2 protein-coding genes and 1 pseudogene are annotated in these 3,348 nt (G+C 72.9%); all 3 read left to right on the forward strand.

Going from position 1 to position 3,348, the window contains the following annotated elements:
* Positions 1-81 precede the first annotated feature (81 nt).
* Positions 82-1,527 carry a hypothetical protein gene (locus WC493_RS22485; RefSeq protein WP_373068737.1) on the forward strand — a complete coding sequence of 482 codons (1,446 nt, stop codon included), beginning with the start codon at positions 82-84 and terminating at the stop codon, positions 1,525-1,527.
* A gap of 2 nt (positions 1,528-1,529) precedes the next feature.
* Positions 1,530-2,447 carry a hypothetical protein gene (locus WC493_RS22490; RefSeq protein ID WP_373068739.1) on the forward strand — a complete coding sequence of 306 codons (918 nt, stop codon included), beginning with the start codon at positions 1,530-1,532 and terminating at the stop codon, positions 2,445-2,447.
* A gap of 299 nt (positions 2,448-2,746) precedes the next feature.
* A pseudogene (locus WC493_RS22495) lies at positions 2,747-3,348 on the forward strand (hypothetical protein); the annotation flags it as partial.

A 3,348-nucleotide genomic window follows, 5' to 3' on the forward strand; every position in this document is an offset into this window, starting at 1 on the left:
CATCGACTTCGTGCCCTCCACGGCGTCCTTCGAGAAGTACGTCTGTCCGGTTCCCGAGAGGGGCGGACCATAGGGGAGACCATGCCGCGCGCCGTCGTCTTGATAGACGGCGAGCACCATCCACCGGTGGTGGCCGCCGCGCTCGAGGCGCTGCGACGGCGCTACGACGTGGTCGCCGGCATCTTTGCCGGCGGCCGCGAGAAGCTGCGCGGCGGCTCCGCCGCCGCGCACGGCCTCGCGGCCGGGACGGCCGCGGACCTGGACGGGCTGGCTCGTGAGGTCGGCCTCTCGCGACTCGTCGCGGTCGAGCCGGGCGCCGCCGACGTCGTCGCCGTGCTCGATACGGTTCGCGCCACGCTCCGCGAGGCGCGCGCCGACGCTCTCGTCGACCTTTCGGACGAGCCCGTCATCGGCTACCGTGAGCGCTTCCTGCTGATGAGTGCCGCGCTCGCCGAGGGAGCGCGCTACGAGGCGGCCGACACGCGCGTCGAGCCGCAGCGCTTCGCGCGGCTCGACGCCATGCCCGCAGTCGGCGTCATCGGCACGGGCAAGCGCGTGGGCAAGACGGCGGTAAGCGGCTGGCTGGCGCGGCGACTCGAGGCCCGCCTGGCGGGCCGGGGCGGTGTCGTCGTCGTCGCCATGGGCCGCGGAGGTCCGCCGGAGCCCGAGCTGGTGCGGGGCGCGGATGGTTTGGGCGCGGCCGAGCTGCTGACGGCGTCGCGCAACGGACGGCACGCCGCCAGCGACTACTACGAGGACGCCGTGCTCGCGGGCGTGACCACCATTGGCTGCCGGCGCTGCGGCGGCGGACTCGCCGGGGCGCCGTTCGACGACAACGTGCGTGAAGCGCTGCCTCTCGTGGCTGCCAGCGGCGCGGCGCTGGCCGTGTTCGAAGGAAGCGGCGCCGTGGTGCCGCCCGTGGCGTGCGACGCCACCGTCTGCGTGGCCGGAGCCGGCCAGCCGCTCGACTACGTCGCCGGCCTGCTCGGCACCTACCGGCTGCTGCTCAGCGACGCGCTCGTGCTCACGCAGTGCGAGCCGCCGTTCGCGGAGGCCGGCGACGTGGCCGCGATGGCGGCGGCCGCGGGGGCCGTCCGTCCCGGCCTGCGGATCGTGCGGACGGTATTCCGGCCGCGGCCGGCGCAGCCTGTGCGCGGCCGCAAGGTGGCCTTCTTCACCACGGCTCCCGAGGGCGCCGTGCCACGTCTTGCGCGGGCGCTCGCCGAGGACCACGGCGCCGACGTCGTCCTGGTCTCGAGCGGCCTCGCCGACCGAGCCAGGCTGGCGCACGATGTGGCGCGCGCAACCAAGGGGGCCGACGTCTTTCTCACGGAGATCAAGGCGGCGGCCGTGGACGTGGTCGTCGAGGCCGCGGCGGCGGCGGGCCGCGAGCTCGTGTTCTGCGACAACGAGCCGGTCGCTCGCGAGGGCGACCTGGGTGCCCTCGTCGACGAGCTCGAACGGTTGGCGGCGGCGCGTTTCGCGGCACGCGCCAGGCCGGGCGCCGGTCCGCGCGGGGAGGCCTGACGGTGACCGACGACCGTGACGTGAGGCTGATCGACGAAGCTGACGAGGCGCCGTTCAGCAAAGGTCTCATGGCGCAAACGCTCATGGCGACGGGCCTGGCCCCAGAGCGGGCATACGGCGTGGCGGCCGCCGTGGAGCGGCGCCTGCGCCGCCGTGGGCCGGCGGCCCTCACGCTGTCCGACCTCCACGAGATCGCGGTGGAGCAGCTCGGCGAGGCGGAGGGCGATGTCCTCATCCGCCGGTTCCGACAGTGGCAGACCTTGCTGCGCCTCGAGACGCCGCTGATCATCCTCATCGGCGGCGCCACGGGCGTCGGCAAGAGTACGCTGGCCACCGAGCTCGCCCATCGCCTCGGCATCACGCGTGTGATCAGCACGGACATGGTGCGTCAGACGATGCGCGCCTTCTTTGCGCCGGAGCTCATGCCCGCGATCCATACGTCCTCCTTCGACGCCGCGGCCGCGGTGCGCGTGCCCGTACCGCGCGAGACCGACCTCAGCAAGGTCGGGTTCATGGAGCAGACCAAGGCCGTCTCGGTGGGCATCGAGGCCATCATCGACCGCGGCATAGACGAGGCGCAGCGCATGGTGGTCGAGGGCGTGCACATCGTGCCCGGCTATCTCGAACGAGCGCGCTGGCCTGAAGCCCTGGTGTTGGAGTTCGTCCTCGCCGTGCAGGACAAGGCTCGTCATCGCGGCAATTTCTCGGTCCGCGAATGGGAGACCGGCGGCATCCGCCCACTGCGTCGCTACCTCGATCATTTCGTCCAGATCCGCCGCATCCAGAAGTACATCGTCGGTCGGGCCGCGGCGCTAGGCGTCCCGGTCGTGGACAACCCGACTCTCGAAGAGAACGTGAGCGAGGTACTGGGCGCGATCTTGCAGCGTGTCGAGGAGCAGAGCGGGGCGTCCCCGGACTGACCGGCGCGGCAGCGGTGGGCCACTGCGCCGCTCCCCGGCGGGGGTCTCGACAACGCCGCGCGGAGGGCATCCCTCGGCCACCCAGCGGTCCCCGGCGGCCACGGGCCATGGGGGGGACACGCCGCGTCGCGTGGTAGGAAGCGAAATGAGTGGGAATCTCTTGCGTGGTGTGACATACTCTGCACCGGAGTCCGCACGGACCCCGTCTTCCATCACTTCATCCACCTCTACTCGTTCGACATCTCCCAGGCGATACGGCCGCCGGCCGCGCGGGGCGATGTCAGAGGTCCCGGGAGCCCATGAGCACTGACGAACACACAGACCAGATGACCGTACCGACCGAGCCGGCTGTGCCGGCCATGGAGTCTTCGCCGCGGCCGGCCGCCGACAAGACGGTCGCGAAGCCCGCCAGGCCCACGAAGGCCGAAAAGGCGGCGAAAGCCGAGAAGGCCGACACGGCCGGCGCGCCTGTCGCGCCGCCCACTACGCCGGCTGTCGAGGCGCCGGCGCCGTCCGCGCCCGTCGTCCAGCAGTCCGCGCCTTCGGCCGAACCGTTCGCGGCCGCCGTCGAATCACCCACGCCGTCGGCCGAGCCGCCCGCGCCCACCGTCGGGTCGGCCGAACCGTCCGCGCCGTCGGCCGATGGCCCAGGCGCGAGCGCCGTGGCCGGCGACGGCGAGCGGCCCTCCGGCCAGCAGCCCGGCCGGCAACCCCAGCAAGGTCAGCAGCGACAGCAGCAGGGCGGCGGCAAGGGCAAGAACCGCCGCAGCCGCGACCGCGACCGCGATAAGCCGCGGCAGGAGCCCCGCGACGACCGCCCGTCCATCCCGTGCACTGGGATCCTCGACGTGTTGCCCGACGGCTTCGGCTTCCTGCGCACCAACGGCTTCACCCAGGGCGA

The organism is Zavarzinia sp. (assembly GCF_041650655.1).
Lineage (GTDB): Bacteria > Pseudomonadota > Alphaproteobacteria > Zavarziniales > Zavarziniaceae > Zavarzinia.